We start from the raw sequence: 13,525 nt of genomic DNA on the forward strand, positions 1-13,525 counted from the left end.
CAGCCGCTGAGCCTGCCATGAGCCAAGACAACCTGATCGACTTCGGCGCCGAACGCGCCAAGCGCATCCATGACCTCAATGAAAAGCGCCTTAACGAAGTGCGCCAGGCCTTCGAGCAGGCCATGCCCCTGAGCAAACCCAGGAAGAAGCCCAAGGGCAAGCCGAAGAAGCGCTGAAACTTGACGCAGGTCAAGCCTGCTCCCGCCTCGCGTGCCCGTTCCTGGGCACCATTGACCTCGGTCAATTTCCCCCGCCATCACATTCGCTACCTTGCACTCATCGGGCAACGGCAGGTGAATGGGAGGCCGACATGTTTTTCGACAATGTGGTTATCGCCGGTGTGGTAACGGTCGGATTGATGTTGATGTTCTTCGCCGGCCTGGGAGTTTTCATCTGGAAAGATTCGAACAAGCGCAAACCGCGCTGATCTTTCTCGATTCACGAGCACGCAAGGCATTTAGGGCGACTTCGGTCGCCCATTTTTTTATGCCTCAAGACATGCCCTGATGACCACCGGTAGCCATGGCGTTGGCTCGACATTGCTCATGTAGTTAGATGATTAGCTAGCTAATTAGTTGTTTCGGTTTTATCCTTGCATCCTGTCTATCTTTCTATCAACACAGTTTGCAAGGTCCCTTTCGTGCCTATCACCCTCCAGGCCCTGCTGGCGCCGAGCAATCTCGCCATCAAGTTCGCCATCAAGACCTTGCTCGGCGGTGGCTTGGCCTTGTGGCTGGCGCTGCGATGGGGGCTGGAGCAGCCATCCTGGGCCCTGATGACGGCTTTCATCGTTTCCCAGCCACTGTCGGGCATGGTGGTGCAGAAGGGCTTGGCGCGGCTGGCCGGGACGCTGGTCGGGACTTGCATGTCGGTGGTGTTCATCGGCCTGTTCGCCCAGACGCCCTGGCTCTTCCTATTGTCCCTTGCCCTCTGGTTGGCGCTATGCACGGCAGCTTCCACCCAGTTGCGCAGCGCCTGGGCCTATGCCTTCGTGCTAGCTGGCTATACGGTCGCGATCATTGCCCTGCCGGCGATCGACCATCCGTTGCAGGTCTTCGAGCAGGCTGTGGCGCGCTGCACGGAAATTTCCCTGGGCATCGTCTGCGCCACGGCCTGCAGTGCCTTGCTCTGGCCCATGCGCGTCGAGCAGCAGTTGAGCGGGCAGGCACGCCAGGCTTGGCAGAACGGCCTGCAGGCGGCCAGCGCCATGCTCAGTGGGGAAGAGCAGGCGCGCAAGGGCCTGCTGGAAATCCTCGGGCGCATCGTCGCCATCGATGCCCAGCGCGAACATGCCTGGTTCGAAGGCAACCTTGGTCGGCAGCGGGCCCGAGCCATCCGTGGGCTGAGCCAGAAGCTGATGGTGCTGCTGCGCCTCTCCCGTTCAGTGCGTCGTCAGTGGCGTCAGCTGGATGACGCCGAGGCCAGGCACCTGCCGCCCTGGCTGGTCGAAGTGCGCGGTCAGTTGGCCGAACCTGACCAACCGAGCCTGCTCGTGCTGCGCCAGCGCCTTTGGGACGCCGCGCACGATGAGCGGATCAGTTCCGCCGAGCACTATTGCCTGGCGCGCCTGACCCTGTTGCTGGACATCGCCATGGCGGCGACCCAAGCCCTGCAGGATGTCGAAACGGGTAGGGCGCCGAAGGACGTGGCTCAAGGGCTGGCCGCCCATCGTGACTTGCCTCTGGCGCTGTTGTTCGGTTCGCGCAGTGCCATGGCCTTTCTGGTCATGAGTGGTTTCTGGCTGGCCACGGCCTGGCCTTCGGCCCCAGGTGGACTGGTGCTGACGTGTGTGGTCTGCAGCCTGTTCGCCAGCCGCGAGAATGGTGCGCAGATCGGCATGAGCTTCTTGCGTGGGATTTTCCTGGCCATACCTGTGGCGTTCTTCGTCGGGCAGATCATCCTGCCGCAATGGAGCAGCTTCGCCATGCTTTGCCTGGCAATGGGGGTACCGTTGTTCTTTGGCACCCTGGGCATGGCTCACCCTCGGACCGGTGCCACGGCGACGTCCTACTGCTTGCACTTCATCGTCTTGGTCGCACCGCTCAATGCCATGCACTTCGATGTGGCGATCATGCTCAACAGTGCCCAGGCCATGCTCATGGGGGTAGGCGCCGCGGTGCTGGCTTTCAAGCTGCTGGTGCTGCGCAACCCGGCCTGGCATGGTCGGCGCTTGCGCGCGGCGACCCAGAACGATCTGGTGCGTTTGACCCATCGCGACCTGCGAGGCGCCGACAGTTGGTTCGGCGGACGCATGGCTGACCGCCTTATGCAACTGGCGCGGCATTCCAGCGAGCTGCCGGAAGCGGAGCGCAAGCGTTGGGACGATGGCTTGCATGGCCTGGACATCGGCGATGAGCTGCTGCACTTGCGCATGTGCCTGACCCTGGCCCAAGCACCTCTGGTCGGGGCCGAACGCCAGTACCTGCAGCAGGTGGAGGCGGTGCTGACCAGCGGGCCGGCACCCGGACGTGGGCAGCGCCTGGATGCGGCCAGCAAGCAGTTCATCGAGGCGCTGCACGCCCAGCCAGCGAGCGATCCATTGCGCCTGGCCGAAGGCGCGGTGCTGCAACTACAGAAGAGCTGGGGCAAATGGTGCCGCTGGCAGGAGGAAGTCCATGGGCTTGCGTGAGTGGGCATTGGGTGGCGTGCTGCTCAGCCCTTTTCTGATCTATGTACTGCTGGCGCTCCTGCTGACCGGCCTGGCGCGGCTGTTGGTGCGGGTCACGCCGCTGGGTCGGTGGATCTGGCATGAAGCCTTGTTCGATGCGGCTTTGTTCGTGTGTATTTTGTCCCTGGTGGTACACCTGCTGGGGCCTTTGTAAGGAGTATGTCCATGCGTGCAGCCGTACGTATCGCAATCACCCTGTGCGTGGTGGTCATCGCCATCTTTGCCGGTTTCAAGCTTTGGCAGTACTACATGCTCACGCCCTGGACCCGCGACGCGCGGATTCGCGCCGATGTGGTGGTCATTGCGCCGGACGTATCCGGTTGGGTGCGGGAGTTGAAGGTTCAGGATAACCAGCAGGTCAAGGCTGGCGACTTGCTGATGACAATCGACCGCGACCGCTTCCAGGCGGCACTGGACAAGGCCAACGCAGTGGCTGAGACGCGCGCGCAGCAATTGCGGCTGCGTGAGCGTGAAGCAGCCCGGCGCACCGCCTTGGGCCCTGAGGCGATCAGCGCGGAGTTGCGCGAGAATGCCCAGATCAACGCCGCCGTGGCCCGTGGCGAACTGCATCAGGCCGAGGACGACGTGCAGGTGGCGAAGATCAACCTGGCCCGCAGCGAGGTGCGGGCGCCGCGCAGCGGCCATGTCACCAACCTGCGCCTGGCCCAAGGCAACTACGTCAATACCGGTCAGCCGGTCATGGCCCTGGTCGATGGCGAGACATTCTATGTCCAGGCCTACTTCGAGGAGACCAAGCTGCCCCGCATCCGCGTCGGTGACCCGGTCAAGGTCTGGCTGATGAGCGCTGGCGAACCGATGCAGGGCCATATCGAGAGCATCAGCCGTGGCATCACCGACCGCAACACCACACCGGACGGCCAGTTGCTGGCTGAAGTGGAGCCAACCTTCAACTGGGTGCGCCTGGCTCAGCGCATCCCGGTGCGCATCCGCCTGGACCAGATCCCCGAGGGCACCAACCTGAGCGCCGGCATGACCGCCAGCGTGCAGGTCCATGAGGACCAAGCCAGGCCTGAGCGTTAGCAGTCGATCAGAGGAACATACCTCCGGACACCTCCAGGCGCTGGCCGTTGATCCAGCCGTTGCCATCCTCCAGCAACAGGGCGATGGCTGAGCCGATGTCGTCGGGCAGGCCTACCCGCCCGAGGGCGGTGTTGCCGGCGATGAAATCATTGACCTGGCGATTGTCGCGGACTACGCCGCCGCCGAAGTCGGTCTCGATGGCGCCAGGTGCCAGGATGTTCACGCGGATGCCACGCGCCCCCAGTTCCTTGGCCTGATAGCGGGTCAGCACTTCCATTGCGCCCTTCATGGCTGCGTAGGCGGCGTAGCCGGGCAGGGAGAAGCGGGTAAGGCCGGTGGATATGTTGACGATCCGGCCTTGGTCGGCGAGCAGTGGCAGCAGGCGTTGGGTAAGGAAGAAGGGGCCCTTGAGCTGGATGTTGAGCAACTGGTCGAACTGCACTTCGCTGGTTTCGCTGAAGCTGGCGTTCAGGCCGATGCCGGCGTTGTTCACCAGGAAGTCGAACTGGCGGCGACCGAAACGCTGTTCGAGGGTATCGGCCAACTGCTCGGCGAAACCGGCGAAACTGGCGCTGTTGCCCACATCCAACTGCAGCATTGCCGCGCGCACACCGGATTGCTCCAGGCTGGCTGCGACGGCCTGCGCTTCACTGGCCTTGCTGTGGTAAGTGCCGATGATGTCGATGCCGCGAGCTGCCAGGTGCTCGGCGGTGTTCTTGCCCAGGCCGCGGCTGGCGCCGGTGATCAGTGCGATTTTGCGAGTCATGTCTGTACCTCAGTGGCGGTGGTGATGATGGGGACAGGTTATTGGTCGGCGTTCACCTGTTAAATCCTGGGAATTCGGAAATACTGTTCGGTATTTCCGGACAGTCAGAGGCTCATCGATGAACAAGCTGGAACTGCTGCGCACCTTTGTCCGGGTCAGTGAACTCTCAAGTTTCACCCTGGCTGGCGAGAGCTTGGGTTTACCGCGATCAACGGTATCCGAGCAGGTCCGGGCACTGGAAAACCTGCTCGGTACTCGTTTGCTCAATCGAACGACCCGAAGGGTCCAGGCGACCCAAGATGGCGTATTGCTGTATGAGCGCAGCAAGGACTTGCTGTCGGGCATGGATGAGATCGAAAGCCTGTTCCGTAGTGACGATGCCGACCTGGCCGGCCGCTTGCGCATCGACCTGCCGACCCTGATGGCACGTCGGGTGATCTTGCCTGCGTTACCGCGGTTCATGGAACGCTACCCGCGCCTGGCCCTGGAAATCAGCTGTACTGATCGCCAGGTCGACCTGTTGCGGGAGGGTTTCGATTGCGTCCTGCGCATCGGTGCGTTGAGTGACCTGGATGTGGTGGCGCGGCCGGTGGGGCAGTTGAGCATGTGCAATTGTGCAAGCCCCGCCTATTTGGCCCGGTATGGCACACCGCTCACTCTCGAAGATCTGGACGGTCACCGGCTTGTCCACTATGTGCCGCGTCTGGGGGCGCGCAGCCTGGGGTTCGAGTACGAGCGGGACGGTGAACTGCTCTACCGGCCCATGGAGGGGGACGTCACGGTCAACAACACTGAAGCCTATGAAAGCGCTTGCCTGGCCGGCCTGGGCCTGATCCAGGCGCCAACGGTGGGCGTGGCTGACTACCTGCGCCGGGGAGAACTGGTGAGTGTACTGGACGCCTGGCCCTCCCGGCCCATGCCTGTCTCCTTGTTGTACGCCCGGCAACGGCATGTCCCGCGCCGGGTCCAGGCATTCATGAATTGGTTGGCGGCGTTGTTGCGGCCCCAACTCGATCCAGCGGCAGGCGGAAGCTGAACAGGGTCCCGGCCTCTTGGCTGGACACCACCTCCATGCGTCCACCATGGGCCAGGGCTATCTGGTTGGCGATGTACAGCCCTAAGCCCAGACCTTGTTGCGGTCTATCGGATATCGGTCGTGAGAAGGGCTGGAACAGTTGGGTCATGGTGACCGGCGGAATTGGCTCGCCGAGGTTATGTACGCCCAGCACGAATACCCTGTCGCGGATCTCGGCAGTCACCGTGACCGGTCCGTCGGATGCGCCGTGAGTCAGGGCATTGGCTATCAGATTGGACAGCAACTGTGCCACCCGCTCGCGGTCACAATGGATACCTGCCAAATCGCCGATGTGCAGTTGGATCTGCCGCTGCGGATGCACGCCTTGCAGTTCCGAGGCAACGTGGTTGAGCGCTTCGTGCAGGTCGAGGCAGGGCAGGATGTTCAAGGTGATGCCGGCGCCCAGGCGGCCGCGGGCGAAGTCCAACACATCGCGCACCAACTGTGAGGCACGACGACCACAGGTGTGGATGTGCTGGGCGATAGCGCGGTTCTTCTCGTCGTCCAGGCGCTGGGCAAGCAGTTCAGCCCCCGCGGTAATGGCGAACAGCGGGTTGCGCAGGTCGTGACCGAGCACGGCAATGAACTGTTCGCGTACTTCCGCCATGGCCCGTTCCTTTTGCAAGGCTCGCTCGGTCTTCTGAGCGCTTTCCTCGCTTTCGATCTGGATCGACAGCAGGCGGGCGAAGGACTCCATCATTGGTTGGATGGCGCTGCCTTTCAACTGGGCCGGCTTAGGGTCGAGGGCGCATATGGTGCCGAAGAAACTGCCATCGGCACGAAACACCGGAACTGATATGTAGCTCTCGAACTTGTAGATGCGCGGTGTGTGGTGGTCGCAGTAGTTCTCGTCCTTGCTGGCCTGGTCGATCACGATCGTCTGGTGCGAGGTGCGAATCTCATGACACAGGGTCGTGGCTACATCCAGTTCGTCGCCCACTTCAAGGCCGAAACCCAGGGTGTCGAGCACTGCGCAAGTGGTCCAGTTGCTCTCTGTGACACGCGCCACGGCCGCGAAACGCATCCCTGTCGTTTCACAGATGACCTGCAGGATGGCCGGCACGGCGTTGATACGGCCGATGGTGGCGATGTCGGAAGTAACTGCATTGCTCATGGACGTTCCAGGCTGTCTGCGGCGGGAGGTGGCGTGAAGGTTAAGTCTAGCGGGGTCAGGCGCCAGGATGAAAAAACCTTGGCGGTTTCCCGTCGACTTGCAGTAGGCTGAGGCCCGCGCGTTGCCCGTCAGAGGCAGCCGCTTTCCGCTCGGCGTGCGTAACCCTTTTACCCTGCATCCAGTGCGATGCATTCGTAGTGAGGTTCGACATGCCTATCACATCCCAGGACATTTGCAGCGCCGCCGACCAACTCAAGGGATTCGTCGGTTTTCATGGCAAGCGTGGCACCCATATCGTGCGGTTCAGCGAAGATGCCTTCGGCATGGACGTGGCCGATGACAGCATCACGCCCTGCAGCGAATTCGTCTGGCGCGCCAGCGAGGGCCGGCGTATGGTCCTGTGCCGCGAGCGCTTGGCGCTATTGTTGGCCCAGCACGTCGATGACCGTCTGAATATCGCCGAACCGTTGCGGGTCTATCTGCGCCGCGAAGACCTGCCGGAGATCGTGGCCGAGCGCAGCCCGCGGTGATGCGCCCGGGCTGATCGATTGGGGCTCGTTCTGTGGGAGCAATCATAGCGGGATAGGTCGCTCCCATGCCTGGCTGGCCTAGGACACGTCCAGCCGCTCACCGTCCTTATCCCCAAGCAACGCTTCGAACGCCTGCCGTTCCACCGGGCGGCTGAGGTAGTAGCCCTGGACCTCGTGGCACTTTTCCTTGACCAGGACCTTGAGCTGGCGCTCGGTCTCCACGCCTTCGGCTGTCACTGTCAGGCCCATGGCCTTGCCCAAGTTGATGATCGCCCGGACCACCGCACGGTCGTTGCCGCCTCTGTTGTTCAGCCCGGCAATGAAGCGCTTGTCGATCTTGATATTGTCGAAAGGGTAGGTGCGCAGGTAGCCGAGTGACGAGTAACCGGTGCCGAAGTCATCCATGCTCAGCCGTACCCCCAGTTCCTTGAGGGCTTGCATGGTGCCCAAGGCGCCTTCGATGTCATTGAGCATGACATTCTCGGTGATCTCCAGCTCCAGGCGCTGGGCCGCAAAGCCGGTCTCTAGGAGCGTCTCACGCACGTCGCGAACCACGTCGCTGCGTGAGAATTGGGCTGGTGACAGGTTTACCGACACTCGCAGTGCCTGGGGCCAGTCCCGGGCGCTTTGGCAGGCTTCACGCAATACCCAGCGACCGAGCGAGACGATCAGGTCGGTCTGTTCGGCCAAGGGGATGAAGATGTCGGGGTTGAGCAAGCCTGCGACGGGGTGCTGCCAGCGCAGCAAGGCTTCGACCGAGACGATCTTCAGGTCCTCCAGGCGGTAGCGGGGTTGGTAGTAGAGGATGAGTTCGTTGTTCTTGAGGGCCTTGCGCAGGTCGTTCTCCAGTTGCCGACGATATTGGATCTGCTGGTTCATCTCTGGCGCGAAGTAGCGCCAGGTGTTCTTGCCGTCGGCCTTGGCCTGGTACAACGCGATGTCGGCGCAGCGGATCAGTTCGCCGGCGTCAGAGTCCTGCGCGCGGGCCTGGGCGACCCCCAGGCTGGCTCCGATGTGCAGTTGCTGTTCTTCGAAGGCAATGGGGTGGCGCAGCAACTCGATCACACGGGCGCAGAAGCGGTCGATCTCGATGCGGTTGTCCATGCCGTTGAGCACCAGGACAAACTCGTCACCGCCCAGGCGTGCCACCAAGTCGCCGTCGCGGGTCGCATCGCGTAGGCGCGCGGCCACCTCCTTGAGCACGGTATCGCCAGCGGCGTGGCCTAGGGAGTCGTTGATCGGCTTGAAGTTGTCCAGGTCCAGCAGCAACAACGTCAGTGGCGTTGACCCGGTGCTGCGCAGCAGGGCCTGTTCGAGGTAGCGCGAAAGCTTGTTGCGGTTGGCCAGCCCGGTCAGGGCATCGTGCATCGAGAGGTGTTGGATGCGCGCATGGGCAGCTACTTCGTCGGTGATGTCGCTGGCGGTCCCGCGAAAGCCCGCCAACTTATCATCGAAGAGGATCGGGCGCGCGGAAATCCGGCAGAAGCGGTTTTGTCCGGTATGGTCGCGATAGGCGCAGCGCAGTGGGGTCAGTTGCTGCGGGTCGCTGTCGGTCTGGGTGTCGAGCCACAGGGTGAGGGGCGTCGTTTCGCAACTGAGCAATTGGTCGAGCGGCTGCCCAAGCCAGGCCTCGATCTGGTATCCGGTGACGCTGACGAAACGCTGGGACAGATAGGTCAGGTGATGATGACAGTCGGTTTCCCAGATCCAGTCGGACACGGCCTCGGCCACTGCGCGAAAGCGCTGTTCACTGGCCTCCAGGGCTAGGTTGCTTTGCTGCAGGCGCAGTAGGCTGAGGTCGATGGCCCGGGCGCTGCGCAGGGCATGGCGGAAGAAGTAGAGCATCAGCAGACCCAGCACCAGCATGGCGCCGAGCAAGGGGGGCAGGACTGCCCAGAGCATCTGCTCGCCGGGGCGTGGGCTGGTCCAGGCCAGGCGGTAACCGGTATCCCCGAGCATGATGTGGGGTTGCCCTTGGCTTTGTGCCCAGGCTTGCTCGACGCGCATGTCGGCCAGGCCGGCACCCGCGCCGAGGCGGGCAAGCTTGCCTTTGGTCAGTTGGTCGACGAAGAACATTACCGGGGCCTGACTGATATCGATATCCAGTTCTTCCTTGTCGGGGCGCACGGCGGCAGCACTGAGCACGGCCGGCCAGCCATTGAACAGGACGTAGTAAGTGACCTGCTCGCGCTCGGCGGCGACCCTGCGGGCCTCGGCGATGATCGGCGCCAGGGGGGTATCTATATAAGCATTGGCCGGGGCATCGCTGGGGGTGCCCTGGATCAGCGCGTAGGTGGTCTGCTGATCGTTGATCACGAAGACTCCTTCATAGCCGCTGGCGCTGTAGAGGGACTCTCCGACGTTCTTCTCCTCATAGGCCCAGTGCCAATCCGTGCTGTGGGCCAGGTGTTCGTAGGCTGCATCCCATACCGCGTAACTGGAAAGGAACTGTCGCGAGGCCAGTAGTCGTTGTTCCAGGGCCTGGCTGGCGTAGAAGGTGCTTTTATCCTTTTCGTTATGATTGAGGGTGTCGGCGATGTTGAACAGCGCACTGAGGGCGATCACGCAGGAAAGGACGAACAGGACGGCGATGGCAGTGATCAACCGGCGTGTCTGCAGGTGTGGCGTCGGGCTGGGGGGCGAAAGGTCGGCGGTCCTGTCCATGCGCGAGCGACTCCCTCTTGAACTGCGCCCCTCCAGCCTGGCTGTGCGGGGAAATGTTCAAACAGAATAGGCCAGCTTGGGCTTGGTAATGTCCTGAGGCGATTGAAATGATCAAGCTCGATCAGCCGCTATGTATCGCATAACTACTATGGGTAGTGTTGAGTGCTCGCCCATTGGCGAAAAGTATCCTTACAAGCCATTGCACGGTTGATCTGATCCCTGTGGGGTAACATGAAATCCACCCTCTTGCTTGGAGTGTTTCTACTCATGGCTCCCATGGCTTCCCCAGCCGGAGAACCGGCACTGCACCATGACGGTCGTTACCGCAACCAGGCCCAACTGCCGCAGGACGGATTCCTGAAGAAACTGCGCATCGGCCTGAAGTATCTGTTCTTGCGCAAGCCTGCCGATACGCGCCCGGCCACACCGATCAACGTGCTGCCCATGACCCAACAGCAGTTGCTCGACGCCCCGGACCACAGTCTCTGGCGCCTGGGGCATTCCACGGTGCTGCTCAAGCTGCGCGGTCGCTTCTTCATCACCGACCCGGTATTCGCCGAGCGGGCTTCACCTGTGCAGTGGGCGGGGCCATTGCGTTTCCATGCGCCACCTCTGGGCCTTGATGAGTTGCCTCCTTTGGCGGCGGTCATCCTGTCCCACGATCATTTCGATCACCTGGACGAACAGGCGATCCGGAGGTTGGCCAGTCGTACGGAGCTCTTCCTGGCGCCATTGGGCGTTGGGGACATCCTGATCGGATGGGGGGTACCGGACACCAAGGTACGGCAACTGGACTGGTGGCAGGAGATGGAACTGGAGGGCGTGCGCTTCGTCGCGACGCCGGCGCAGCACTTCTCCGGCCGTGGCCTGTTCGACAGCAACCGCACGCTGTGGGCTTCCTGGGTCGTGATAGATGAAGACATGCGTCTGTTCTTCAGTGGGGATACCGGTTACTTCGACGGGTTCCGAAAGATTGGCGAACAGTTCGGACCTTTCGACCTGACCTTGATCGAAACCGGTGCCTACAACGTCAACTGGCCTGACGTGCACATGCAGCCAGAGCAGACGTTGCAGGCTCATCTGGATCTGCGTGGGCGTTGGCTGTTGCCGATCCACAACGGTACCTTCGATCTCTCCACACATGGCTGGCAGGAGCCCTTCGATCGTATCCTGACCCTGGCCACTGTAGCGAAAGTGTCCTTGAGTACACCGCAGATGGGCGAGAGGGTCAGCCTCGACTCGCCTCACGCGGGGCAGAACTGGTGGCAACCACGGCCATTGCGGCAGCAGGGCAGGGCGGTCGAGCAGGTGGTGGCCAGGTAGAGGTCATTTGGCTTGGTCGTACCGGTATGACTGGGCGTTTCTCTTGTCTTTGCTGACAGTCCCGAGGGAGCCGTTTCCTGATTGGCGTATGGCAGGCCAGCCCTGCTTATAGAGATTAGCCGCGTGCGAACTTAGTTGCCTTGGGTAGCGGTGAGGGGCGGTAAAATATTTTCATCTAAAGTGTTGACTCCAAATGGAAATCACGTATTATTCGCCTCCCGCAGCGATGAGTTGCGGTGAGTCAGGCGGCTCTTGGAGTTGAAGGCTTTTCGAAAGAAAAGCAGCTTCGAAAAACTTCAAAATAAACGCTTGACAGGTTTTGAGGAAAGCGTAGAATGCGCGCCTCGGTTGAGTCGAAAGGCTCCTGACCAAACGCTCTTTAACAATCGAATCAAGCAATTCGTGTGGGTGCTTGTGAGTACGGACTGATAGTCAAAAAGATTATCAGCATCACAAGTGGCCATATGAGAAATCACATAGTCATTTGAGATTGCTGAGCCAAGTTTAGGGTTTCTTAAAAACCCAAGCAGTATTGAACTGAAGAGTTTGATCATGGCTCAGATTGAACGCTGGCGGCAGGCCTAACACATGCAAGTCGAGCGGATGAAGTGAGCTTGCTCATGGATTCAGCGGCGGACGGGTGAGTAATGCCTAGGAATCTGCCTGGTAGTGGGGGACAACGTTTCGAAAGGAACGCTAATACCGCATACGTCCTACGGGAGAAAGCAGGGGACCTTCGGGCCTTGCGCTATCAGATGAGCCTAGGTCGGATTAGCTAGTTGGTGGGGTAATGGCTCACCAAGGCGACGATCCGTAACTGGTCTGAGAGGATGATCAGTCACACTGGAACTGAGACACGGTCCAGACTCCTACGGGAGGCAGCAGTGGGGAATATTGGACAATGGGCGAAAGCCTGATCCAGCCATGCCGCGTGTGTGAAGAAGGTCTTCGGATTGTAAAGCACTTTAAGTTGGGAGGAAGGGCAGTAAGCGAATACCTTGCTGTTTTGACGTTACCGACAGAATAAGCACCGGCTAACTCTGTGCCAGCAGCCGCGGTAATACAGAGGGTGCAAGCGTTAATCGGAATTACTGGGCGTAAAGCGCGCGTAGGTGGTTCGTTAAGTTGGATGTGAAAGCCCCGGGCTCAACCTGGGAACTGCATCCAAAACTGGCGAGCTAGAGTATGGTAGAGGGTGGTGGAATTTCCTGTGTAGCGGTGAAATGCGTAGATATAGGAAGGAACACCAGTGGCGAAGGCGACCACCTGGACCGATACTGACACTGAGGTGCGAAAGCGTGGGGAGCAAACAGGATTAGATACCCTGGTAGTCCACGCCGTAAACGATGTCAACTAGCCGTTGGGGTCCTTGAGACTTTAGTGGCGCAGCTAACGCATTAAGTTGACCGCCTGGGGAGTACGGCCGCAAGGTTAAAACTCAAATGAATTGACGGGGGCCCGCACAAGCGGTGGAGCATGTGGTTTAATTCGAAGCAACGCGAAGAACCTTACCAGGCCTTGACATGCAGAGAACTTTCCAGAGATGGATTGGTGCCTTCGGGAACTCTGACACAGGTGCTGCATGGCTGTCGTCAGCTCGTGTCGTGAGATGTTGGGTTAAGTCCCGTAACGAGCGCAACCCTTGTCCTTAGTTACCAGCACGTAATGGTGGGCACTCTAAGGAGACTGCCGGTGACAAACCGGAGGAAGGTGGGGATGACGTCAAGTCATCATGGCCCTTACGGCCTGGGCTACACACGTGCTACAATGGTCGGTACAGAGGGTTGCCAAGCCGCGAGGTGGAGCTAATCTCACAAAACCGATCGTAGTCCGGATCGCAGTCTGCAACTCGACTGCGTGAAGTCGGAATCGCTAGTAATCGCGAATCAGAATGTCGCGGTGAATACGTTCCCGGGCCTTGTACACACCGCCCGTCACACCATGGGAGTGGGTTGCACCAGAAGTAGCTAGTCTAACCTTCGGGAGGACGGTTACCACGGTGTGATTCATGACTGGGGTGAAGTCGTAACAAGGTAGCCGTAGGGGAACCTGCGGCTGGATCACCTCCTTAATCGACGACATCAGCCGGCTGATGAGCACCCACACGAATTGCTTGATTCATTGAACGAAGACGATGTAGTAACGCGACCCTGTTATAGGTCTGTAGCTCAGTTGGTTAGAGCGCACCCCTGATAAGGGTGAGGTCGGCAGTTCAAATCTGCCCAGACCTACCAATTGCTTGTGGTGCAACCTGTACATACGGGGCCATAGCTCAGCTGGGAGAGCGCCTGCCTTGCACGCAGGAGGTCAGCGGTTCGATCCCGCTTGGCTCCACCACTCTTGC

The 13,525-nt window shown here is 60.6% G+C and carries 11 protein-coding genes, 2 tRNA genes and 1 rRNA gene; 11 read left to right on the forward strand and 3 right to left on the reverse strand.

Going from position 1 to position 13,525, the window contains the following annotated elements; translation table 11 throughout:
* The first annotated feature begins 17 nt into the window (after positions 1 to 17).
* From ACYU03_RS06400 to ACYU03_RS06420, 5 genes are all read left to right on the forward strand, one after another.
* Positions 18 to 176 carry a hypothetical protein gene (locus ACYU03_RS06400; RefSeq protein WP_461888988.1) on the forward strand — a complete coding sequence of 53 codons (159 nt, stop codon included), beginning with the start codon at positions 18 to 20 and terminating at the stop codon, positions 174 to 176.
* 134 nt (positions 177 to 310) lie between these two features.
* Positions 311 to 427, forward strand: coding sequence for a cytochrome c oxidase subunit CcoM (gene ccoM, locus ACYU03_RS06405; protein ID WP_461888990.1), 117 nt, complete (start codon positions 311 to 313; stop codon positions 425 to 427).
* A 213-nt stretch (positions 428 to 640) separates the two neighbouring features.
* Positions 641 to 2,629 (forward strand): FUSC family protein, encoded by a 1,989-nt coding sequence (locus ACYU03_RS06410; RefSeq protein WP_461888992.1) that lies wholly within the window; start codon positions 641 to 643, stop codon positions 2,627 to 2,629.
* Positions 2,616 to 2,822, forward strand: a complete 207-nt coding sequence (locus ACYU03_RS06415) for a DUF1656 domain-containing protein (RefSeq protein WP_461888994.1) — start codon at positions 2,616 to 2,618, stop codon at positions 2,820 to 2,822. Before ACYU03_RS06410 ends, ACYU03_RS06415 begins: the two co-directional genes overlap by 14 nt.
* 11 nt (positions 2,823 to 2,833) lie before the next feature.
* Positions 2,834 to 3,709 (forward strand): efflux RND transporter periplasmic adaptor subunit, encoded by an 876-nt coding sequence (locus ACYU03_RS06420; RefSeq protein WP_461888996.1) that lies wholly within the window; start codon positions 2,834 to 2,836, stop codon positions 3,707 to 3,709.
* A 7-nt stretch (positions 3,710 to 3,716) separates the two neighbouring features.
* On the opposite strand, the gene ACYU03_RS06425 is transcribed toward ACYU03_RS06420, so the two are convergent.
* Entirely contained in the window at positions 3,717 to 4,475 is a 759-nt protein-coding gene (locus tag ACYU03_RS06425; protein ID WP_461888998.1) for an SDR family NAD(P)-dependent oxidoreductase, read from the reverse strand.
* A 118-nt stretch (positions 4,476 to 4,593) separates the two neighbouring features.
* Between ACYU03_RS06425 and ACYU03_RS06430 the strand changes: the two genes are divergently transcribed.
* The gene (locus ACYU03_RS06430; RefSeq protein WP_461889000.1) at positions 4,594 to 5,511 is read left to right on the forward strand and encodes a LysR family transcriptional regulator; all 918 of its coding nucleotides are present in this window, start codon (positions 4,594 to 4,596) and stop codon (positions 5,509 to 5,511) included.
* On the opposite strand, the gene ACYU03_RS06435 is transcribed toward ACYU03_RS06430, so the two are convergent.
* Positions 5,450 to 6,664, reverse strand: coding sequence for a GAF domain-containing sensor histidine kinase (locus ACYU03_RS06435; protein ID WP_461889002.1), 1,215 nt, complete (start codon positions 6,662 to 6,664; stop codon positions 5,450 to 5,452). The two genes, ACYU03_RS06430 and ACYU03_RS06435, sit on opposite strands and share 62 nt — an antisense overlap.
* 209 nt (positions 6,665 to 6,873) lie before the next feature.
* Here ACYU03_RS06435 and ACYU03_RS06440 point away from each other — a divergent pair, with 209 nt between their 5' ends.
* Entirely contained in the window at positions 6,874 to 7,194 is a 321-nt protein-coding gene (locus ACYU03_RS06440) for a DUF2025 family protein (protein WP_461889004.1), read from the forward strand.
* 78 nt (positions 7,195 to 7,272) lie between these two features.
* Here the strand turns inward: ACYU03_RS06440 and ACYU03_RS06445 are convergent, their stop codons facing one another.
* Positions 7,273 to 9,858, reverse strand: coding sequence for a bifunctional diguanylate cyclase/phosphodiesterase (locus ACYU03_RS06445; RefSeq protein WP_461889006.1), 2,586 nt, complete (start codon positions 9,856 to 9,858; stop codon positions 7,273 to 7,275).
* A gap of 231 nt (positions 9,859 to 10,089) precedes the next feature.
* Here ACYU03_RS06445 and ACYU03_RS06450 point away from each other — a divergent pair, with 231 nt between their 5' ends.
* From ACYU03_RS06450 to ACYU03_RS06465, 4 genes are all read left to right on the forward strand, one after another.
* Positions 10,090 to 11,181: an MBL fold metallo-hydrolase gene (locus ACYU03_RS06450; RefSeq protein ID WP_461889008.1), complete on the forward strand. Its 1,092-nt coding sequence runs from the start codon at positions 10,090 to 10,092 to the stop codon at positions 11,179 to 11,181.
* 534 nt (positions 11,182 to 11,715) lie between these two features.
* Positions 11,716 to 13,252, forward strand: a 16S ribosomal RNA gene (locus ACYU03_RS06455).
* Between the two features lie 86 nt (positions 13,253 to 13,338).
* A tRNA-Ile gene (locus ACYU03_RS06460) sits at positions 13,339 to 13,415 on the forward strand.
* A 27-nt stretch (positions 13,416 to 13,442) separates the two neighbouring features.
* A tRNA-Ala gene (locus ACYU03_RS06465) sits at positions 13,443 to 13,518 on the forward strand.
* The last annotated feature ends 7 nt before the right edge of the window (positions 13,519 to 13,525 follow it).

It is taken from the genome of Pseudomonas sp. X10 (assembly GCF_054889225.1).

What these genes read in the sequence shown, in the direction of transcription:
- ACYU03_RS06400 (WP_461888988.1), top strand. Translation starts at nt 18, where the DNA reads ATGAGCCAAGACAACCTGATCGACTTCGGCGCCGAACGCGCCAAGCGC.
- ccoM (WP_461888990.1), top strand. Translation starts at nt 311, where the DNA reads ATGTTTTTCGACAATGTGGTTATCGCCGGTGTGGTAACGGTCGGATTG.
- ACYU03_RS06415 (WP_461888994.1), top strand. Translation starts at nt 2,616, where the DNA reads ATGGGCTTGCGTGAGTGGGCATTGGGTGGCGTGCTGCTCAGCCCTTTT.
- ACYU03_RS06420 (WP_461888996.1), top strand. Translation starts at nt 2,834, where the DNA reads ATGCGTGCAGCCGTACGTATCGCAATCACCCTGTGCGTGGTGGTCATC.
- ACYU03_RS06425 (WP_461888998.1), bottom strand. Translation starts at nt 4,475, where the DNA reads ATGACTCGCAAAATCGCACTGATCACCGGCGCCAGCCGCGGCCTGGGC.
- ACYU03_RS06430 (WP_461889000.1), top strand. Translation starts at nt 4,594, where the DNA reads ATGAACAAGCTGGAACTGCTGCGCACCTTTGTCCGGGTCAGTGAACTC.
- ACYU03_RS06435 (WP_461889002.1), bottom strand. Translation starts at nt 6,664, where the DNA reads ATGAGCAATGCAGTTACTTCCGACATCGCCACCATCGGCCGTATCAAC.
- ACYU03_RS06440 (WP_461889004.1), top strand. Translation starts at nt 6,874, where the DNA reads ATGCCTATCACATCCCAGGACATTTGCAGCGCCGCCGACCAACTCAAG.
- ACYU03_RS06445 (WP_461889006.1), bottom strand. Translation starts at nt 9,858, where the DNA reads ATGGACAGGACCGCCGACCTTTCGCCCCCCAGCCCGACGCCACACCTG.
- ACYU03_RS06450 (WP_461889008.1), top strand. Translation starts at nt 10,090, where the DNA reads ATGAAATCCACCCTCTTGCTTGGAGTGTTTCTACTCATGGCTCCCATG.